Origin of the sequence: Vibrio sp. OPT18 (genome assembly GCF_015163615.1) — a bacterium.
Taxonomy (GTDB): domain Bacteria; phylum Pseudomonadota; class Gammaproteobacteria; order Enterobacterales; family Vibrionaceae; genus Vibrio; species Vibrio coralliirubri.
The window spans coordinates 339,566-346,752 of record NZ_JADDYK010000060.1 but is presented as its reverse complement, the minus strand read 5'-3'; the positions used below and the strand labels follow the sequence as shown (position 1 = coordinate 346,752).

Here is a 7,187-nt window from a genome sequence, read left to right as displayed (position 1 = left end):
CCGAGCGGTGACGCCTGAGAGCGTGAGCAAGGCATACCAAGATTTCATCGAAGGTAAGCACAAGGTTACCTTGAGTGTGGTTCCTAAGAAAAAACTCGATTTAGCGGTTCGTGAAGCGACCTTTACCACGCCACCACGTACGTTGCCTGAATACAGCAAGGTGACGGAAGACCAACTGGATTTCAGAAAGGCACCGAATACCTTTGATCGCAGTGTAATACCAGAAGTTAACTTTGGTGTTGAGGCGACCATGCCTGAGTTGTACCGCATGCACTTTGCAAATGGTACGGACTTGATCGGTACTGTGACCAGCGAAACGCCGACAGTACAGCTACAGATTCAACTTCCAGCTGGTGAGCGTTATGTTCGCAAAGGGCGAGAAGGCCTAGCGAACCTAACGGCTTCGATGATGGAAGAAGGCTCAACCAAACGAACCGTTGAAGAGTTACAGGCGACCTTAGATAAACTTGGTAGCAGTGTGAGCATTAGTGCGGGCAGCTACACCACAGATATTTCAGTCTCGGCGCTAGAGAAAAACTTGCCTCAAACCTTAGCGATTGTGCAAGAGGTTCTATTCGAGCCTAAGTTCGATGAGCAAGATTTTGAGCGCGTTAAGAAACAGATGCTAGAAGGCGTTGTGTATCAGCATCAGCAGCCAAGCTGGATGGCTTCTCAAGCAACCCGTGAAGTGCTGTTTGGTGACAGTATTTTTGCTCGCGCAAGTGATGGCACTAAGGAATCTCTATCGAAATTGACCTTAGACGATGTGAAAAAATTCTATGCGCAACATTACACACCAGAAGGTGCCAATATTGTTGTTGTGGGAGACATCTCGAAGAAAGAGGTAGGGAAACAGCTACAATTCTTTGAAGAGTGGCAAGGCGATGCGGCACCATTAACGCGTCCACAGATCGTCAAAGAGCTTTCTGGTCAGCACCTGTACTTAGTCGACAAACCGGGTGCGCCGCAAAGCATTGTTCGCTTGGTTCGTAAAGGCCTGCCGTTTGATGCAACGGGTGAATTGTATTTGAGCCAGCTAGCTAACTTTAATTTAGCGGGCAACTTCAATAGCCGTATCAACCAGAACCTACGTGAAGACAAAGCTTACACTTACGGTGCAAGCGGTTACTTCGCAAGTACTCGAGAAACTGGCGCAGTAGTATTTAGCGCGCAGGTAAGGGCGAATGCGACGGTTCCATCGATTCAAGAGTTTATTAATGAGTTGAACGAGTTTAGTCAAAGTGGATTAACTGACGAAGAGGTGAAATTTATGCGCCTCGCCGTCGGTCAACAAGATGCGCTTAAATACGAAACGCCAAGTCAAAAGGCTGGGTTGTTGAGTAATATTGTTGCACTGAGCCTTGATGAAGATTACCTACAACAGCGTAATCAGATAGTTGAAACGGTTTCAAAAGAGACCTTAAACGAGCTATCTAAGAAATGGTTTGACCCGAATGATTATCAAATAATCGTTGTTGGTGACGCGACTTCGCTTCGCCCGCAATTAGAAAAGTTAGATATTCCAATAGAAGAGCTTGAAATCATTCGTTAGAGTACACATTAAAGGGGGAGGGAAGAGACTCTACTTTTCTCCTCCAACCTAATTTATGATAGTTCTAATCAGAACAATATAAGATAAGTGAACTGAATTTTGACTGATTTTGCTGCGCGACTAAAGCAAGTTGCAACCAACCCTAAGACCTTCTCTCAATTTGGTCGTGGTGTTGAAAGGGAAACATTACGCTACACGGAAGATGGGCACCTTGCTACTGGGCCGCACCCTGAGGCTTTGGGATCTGCGTTGATGAACGAATGGGTAACGACCGATTTCTCTGAGTCGCTACTGGAATTTATCACGCCTGTTTCTAACGACGTTCCGACGCTTTTGAATCAGTTGTCTGATATCCATCACTTCACGCAAACCAAGTTAGACGGCGAAAAACTATGGCCGCTTTCTATGCCTTGTTACGTTGGCAGTGAAGATTACATTCAGCTAGCGCAATACGGCACCTCTAACAACGGTAAGATGAAGACCCTATATCGTGAAGGCCTAAAACGTCGTTACGGTAGCCTGATGCAGATTATCTCTGGTGTTCACTTCAACTTCTCTTTCCCAGAAAGCTTTTGGGATAGCCTGTTTGGAGAGCAAACTGAAGAAGCGCGTTGTGAATCTAAGTCAGATGCTTACTTCGGTTTGATTCGTAACTACTACCGCTTTGGTTGGTTAATCCCATACTTCTTCGGTGCTTCACCTGCGCTATGTTCTTCTTTCATCAAAGGAAGAGAGACAAGCCTGCCTTTTGAAAAGATTGGCGAGACACTGTACTTACCAAAAGCAACGGCACTGCGCCTGAGCGATCTTGGCTACACCAACAGTGCGCAAAGTGTGTTGAAGATTGGTTTCAACGGCCTAGACCAATACCTTGAAGGTTTGAATCAAGCGATTCGCACTCCATCAGAAGAATTCGCCGAGATTGGCACTAAGGTTGATGGTGAATACCGTCAATTGAATAGCAACGTACTGCAAATTGAGAATGAGCTTTACGCTCCAATCCGTCCTAAGCGTGTGGCGAAGAGTGGTGAAAAACCATCTGAAGCATTGGCACGCGGTGGTGTTGAGTACATTGAGGTTCGCTCTTTAGATGTAAACCCATTCAGCTCAATTGGTATCAATGAGCAGCAAGTTCGCTTCCTAGACTTATTCCTAACGTGGAGTGTGCTAACGGACTCTGCAGAGATGGATAACTGCGAGCTTGAATGCTGGCGTGATAACTGGAACAAGGTGATCCTAGAAGGTCGTCAGGTTGGTCTAGAGCTGCAAATCGGTTGTCATGGCGAGCGATTGTCTCTGCAAGATTGGGCGAAGCGTGTCTTCAAAGATCTGCGCTCTATTGCCGAGATGATGGACGCTGAACAAGGTGGTCGTGCATACCAAGAAACGTGCGATACGCTTGAAGCTTGGATTGATAACCCAGAGCTGACCATTTCTGGCCAGTTGCTAGAAGAGACTAAGAAGTTAGGTGGCTTAGGTAAAGTGGGTTGCGCGTTAGGTAAAACGTATGCTCAGCAACACAAAGCGCACCAATACAAAGTATATTCAGCTGAGCTGATGGAAGCAGAAGTTCAACGCTCTGTGATTGCTCAGCAACAAAGTGAAGAAGCAAGCACTCAAGATTTTGATAGCTTCTTAGCGGATTATTTTTCGTATTTAAAAGCATAGCGAGACTTTGGTGGAAAGGAAGCAAGCCTTATTAGGTCAGCCTACTCGAGTGAGTAGTAAATGGTTACCTGTAGTGACTGTTGGTGTTGTCTCTAGCCTGTTGGTTGGATGTGCAACGCCACCGCCAAAGCAGCAAGATAATTTGTGTAGCATCTTTCGAGAGCACCCTTCATGGTATGAAGATGCCTTGGATATGCAAGAAGAATGGGGCACGCCGATTAACGTCGCGATGGCTTTTGTGAAACAAGAGAGTAGCTATCGTCATGATGCGCGCCCACCTAAAGATTACATTCTTGGCTTTATACCGTGGGGGCGTGTAAGCAGTGCCTACGGTTATGCACAAGCTCAAGATCCTGCTTGGGAAGATTTCCAAAAGGCGACCAATAACGGTGGCTCAAGAACCAACTTTGATGATGCATTGATGTTCATCGGTTGGTATACCAGCGAGACGCGTCGTCAATTGGGCATCTCACTATGGGACCCATATAACCAATATCTGGCTTATCATGAAGGCCGTGGTGGTTATAAGCGCAAGTCATACAACAGCAAGCCATCGTTGATTAAGGTGGCGCGCAAAGTCGAACAGCAAGCAAAAGATTATGGATGGCAGCTGAAACAGTGCCGCAAAGAACTAGAAGACAATCGAAGCTGGTTTTTCTAAAACCAGCCGTCATGGAGAAGAGCAATGCCTTTATTAGATAGTTTCACTGTTGATCACACACGCATGAACGCACCTGCAGTTCGTGTTGCTAAAACAATGCAAACCCCAAAAGGGGATACCATCACTGTGTTTGACCTGCGTTTTACTGCGCCAAACAAAGACATCCTATCTGAGAAAGGTATCCATACTCTAGAGCATCTATACGCTGGTTTCATGCGTAATCAATTGAACGGTTCAGATGTAGAGATCATCGATATTTCACCAATGGGTTGCCGTACGGGTTTCTACATGAGCCTGATTGGTACGCCTACAGAGCAACAAGTGGCTGACGGTTGGTTGGCAGCGATGCAAGACGTACTGAAAGTTGAGAACCAGAATAAGATCCCTGAGTTGAACGAATACCAATGTGGTACCGCAGCAATGCACTCTTTGGATGAAGCGAAAGAGATCGCGAATGCGATCATTGCTGCAGGTATTTCTGTAAACAAGAATGATGAACTGGCACTGCCAGAATCTATGCTGCAAGAGCTTAAAATCGACTAGTCGTTGTTCGTTCACCTTGATGCGGTGAGTTAGATATTAAAAGGCCCGGTTCAATGAACCGGGTCTTTTGTATGTAAGCTTCAGTGATAATTTAGTTAGCCGTTCACGATCTGTGGGAACACGCGAACCAGTTTGATGCGGTTCTCTTCAAGCTCAACAATTTCCATTGGGTGGCTGGCAACCTGAACACTTAGGTGACTCTCTGGAATATCTTCAAGATGTTCCAGTATCAAACCATTCAGCGTTCTTGGGCCATCGGTAGGCAGTGCCCACTGTAAGCCTTTGTTGATATCTCGGATATTGGCGCTACCTTCAATCAAGAAGCTGCCATCGCTTTGCGGAGTAATTTCTTCTGATAAGCTTGGGGCGATAGAGGTGGTAAACTCACCTACGATCTCTTCTAGAATATCTTCTAATGTAACCAAGCCGTTGATATCGCCATACTCATCAACAATCAAACCGATACGCTGTTTATTGCGTTGAAACTTGAGTAGCTGAATGTTGAGTGGTGTCGCTTCAGGAATAAAGTAGATCTCATCTGCGGCACGCAGCAGTGTCTCTTTATTGAATTCGTTCTTTTCAAGCATCAGGCGGTAAGCTTCACGCAGCCTTAGCATGCCGACCACTTCATCTATTTGGTCACGGTAGAGAACCACACGACCATGAGGCGAGTGGGTCAATTGACGAACGATAGATTTCCAGTCGTCATTGATGTCGATACCAGTTATCTCATTACGCGGCACCATGATGTCGTTCACGGTGACGTGTTCTAAATCCAGAATAGACACCAACATATCTTGGTGACGCTGAGGGATCAGGCTACCTGCTTCATTTACTACAGTTCTAAGCTCTTCTGAGCTCAGGTGGTCGGTCGCATCATGGCTGGCTTTAACGCCTAAGATACGAATGAAGCCGTTGGTAATGAAGTTCACTAAGATCACCAATGGTGACAGCACCTTCATCAGTATCATCAAAAGGATACTACTCGCGTAAGAGACACGTTCAGGAAATAGAGAAGCGATGGTCTTTGGGGTTACCTCGGCGAATACGAGGATCACGAGAGTCAGGGTACCAGTAGCGATAGCCACACCGATATCCCCGTAGATGCGCATACCAAGAATAGTAGCGATCGCAGATGCAAGAATGTTGACGAGATTGTTGCCGATGAGAATGAGGCCAATCAATCTGTCTGGGCGGTTCAGAAGTTTTTCTACACGTTTGGCACCTTTATGACCCGTATTGGCCAAGTGCTTTAAACGGTAGCGGTTCAGGGACATCATGCCCGTTTCGGAACCAGAGAAATAACCAGAAATTACAATGAGACACGCGAGTAGCGCAAATAAGATACCCGTTGATATGTCGTCCAAAACTATTCTTTTCCTATTTGTGTATCTTGATTAATTTATGACCGAACATGGTCGAGATGTCAATTGAATGTATTGCACTCAATATTTTAAAGGCAAGGTATGTGAGACCTTGCCTTTATTTTACGGACTAGTTCAGGATAATTTCCTGGACGAAGCGGCTACCGAAGTAGGCTAATGTGAGCATGCTGGCACCGGCCAGTGCGAACCAAGTGACTTTCTGTCCACGCCAGCCTTTCTGATAGTGACCCCATAGAAGGATGGAGTAGATAACCCAAGCGATAAAAGACAACACAGCCTTGTGTGCTTTTCCTTGAGCAAACATATCTTGCACGAAGATGAGACCCGTCAACAAAGTACCCGTTAATAAGCCATTACCAATCAGAATGATCTTGAAAAGCTGTCTTTCCACCATCATTAAAGGAGGTAGGTTAGGGTTTATCACTAAGGCTTTTTTCTTTTTAAGTTTGTGATCTAGCCACGCAAGTTGCAGGGCGTATAGCGCGCCGATAGTTAACGTTGCGTATGAGAATAGAGCCAAAGAGATGTGTACGAGCAGTTTTGGGTCATTCTCTAGATGTTTGATGAAAGTGCTTGGAAGAAAAGTGGCAGCCATCAAGTTCAGCGCAGCGAAGCTATAGACGACGGGTAAGATGAACCACAGACGGGTTTTGAGCATAGCACCGCTCATTACTACGGATATGATTAAACTGATTAATGAAGCAACGTTCAAGATACTGAGGTTTTGGCCACTGGCATTAAAAATCAAATCGCCAAGCAACCAAGCATGGAAAGCTAGAGCAAGTAATGCGCTGATAAACACCGTTTTTACACGGATTCCTGTTTGGTGCACGAGACCTGGAATGATCGTGGAAATCGCCATTGTATAAAGAAAGGCTGCTGCGATCGCAATAAGACTGTCCATGGTATCCATTTTAATGATTACTAATTGGCGAATTATACCTCGCATCGCTCTTTGGGGCTATGGCGAACCTCATTCAATTCCAAGTGAATAATGTCTCACATCACAAGCACGGATGATTAACGCTCTACAACGGGTATGACTCTAATCCGCGCTAATGTATACTCACAGTAATAGTCGCAGTTTTGAGCGAAGAGAAAACTATGTTTGATAATTTAACGGATCGTCTATCCAAAACGCTGAAGAACATCAGCGGTAAAGGTCGTCTGACCGAAGACAATATTAAAGAGACGCTGCGTGAAGTACGTATGGCGCTACTTGAAGCCGACGTTGCACTGCCCGTTGTCCGCGATTTTGTTAAGCGCGTAAAAGAAGGCGCTGTGGGTGTTGAGGTTTCTAAATCTCTAACGCCTGGTCAAGAATTCATTAAGATCGTTCAAGCTGAACTTGAAGCGGTGATGGGTGAGTCTAACGAGG

General features: G+C 45.7%; 7 protein-coding genes. 5 read left to right on the top strand and 2 right to left on the bottom strand.

The genetic code is table 11. The annotated features are described in order from the left end of the window. From IQQ51_RS27240 to luxS, 4 genes are all read left to right on the top strand, one after another. A partial coding sequence (locus IQQ51_RS27240) for a M16 family metallopeptidase (RefSeq protein ID WP_228012924.1) occupies window positions 1-1,552 on the top strand: 1,552 nt, incomplete at its 5' end. A 99-nt stretch (window positions 1,553-1,651) separates the two neighbouring features. Continuing rightward, window positions 1,652-3,220 carry a glutamate--cysteine ligase gene (gshA, locus tag IQQ51_RS16520; protein WP_048612339.1) on the top strand — a complete coding sequence of 523 codons (1,569 nt, stop codon included), beginning with the start codon at window positions 1,652-1,654 and terminating at the stop codon, window positions 3,218-3,220. Between the two features lie 10 nt (window positions 3,221-3,230). Then, entirely contained in the window at window positions 3,231-3,881 is a 651-nt protein-coding gene (locus IQQ51_RS16515) for a hypothetical protein (protein WP_017629422.1), read from the top strand. A gap of 24 nt (window positions 3,882-3,905) precedes the next feature. Continuing rightward, entirely contained in the window at window positions 3,906-4,424 is a 519-nt protein-coding gene (luxS, locus tag IQQ51_RS16510) for an S-ribosylhomocysteine lyase (RefSeq protein ID WP_017056597.1), read from the top strand. A gap of 95 nt (window positions 4,425-4,519) precedes the next feature. Here the strand turns inward: luxS and IQQ51_RS16505 are convergent, their stop codons facing one another. Both IQQ51_RS16505 and IQQ51_RS16500 read right to left on the bottom strand, forming a co-directional pair. Beyond that, window positions 4,520-5,791 (bottom strand): HlyC/CorC family transporter, encoded by a 1,272-nt coding sequence (locus IQQ51_RS16505; protein WP_019825852.1) that lies wholly within the window; start codon window positions 5,789-5,791, stop codon window positions 4,520-4,522. Window positions 5,792-5,918: 127 nt separating this feature from the next. Continuing rightward, window positions 5,919-6,713: a cytochrome C assembly family protein gene (locus IQQ51_RS16500; protein WP_019825854.1), complete on the bottom strand. Its 795-nt coding sequence runs from the start codon at window positions 6,711-6,713 to the stop codon at window positions 5,919-5,921. A gap of 200 nt (window positions 6,714-6,913) precedes the next feature. Here IQQ51_RS16500 and IQQ51_RS27235 point away from each other — a divergent pair. Further along, on the top strand, window positions 6,914-7,187 hold a 274-nt coding region (locus IQQ51_RS27235), incomplete at its 3' end, for a signal recognition particle receptor subunit alpha (RefSeq protein ID WP_228012922.1).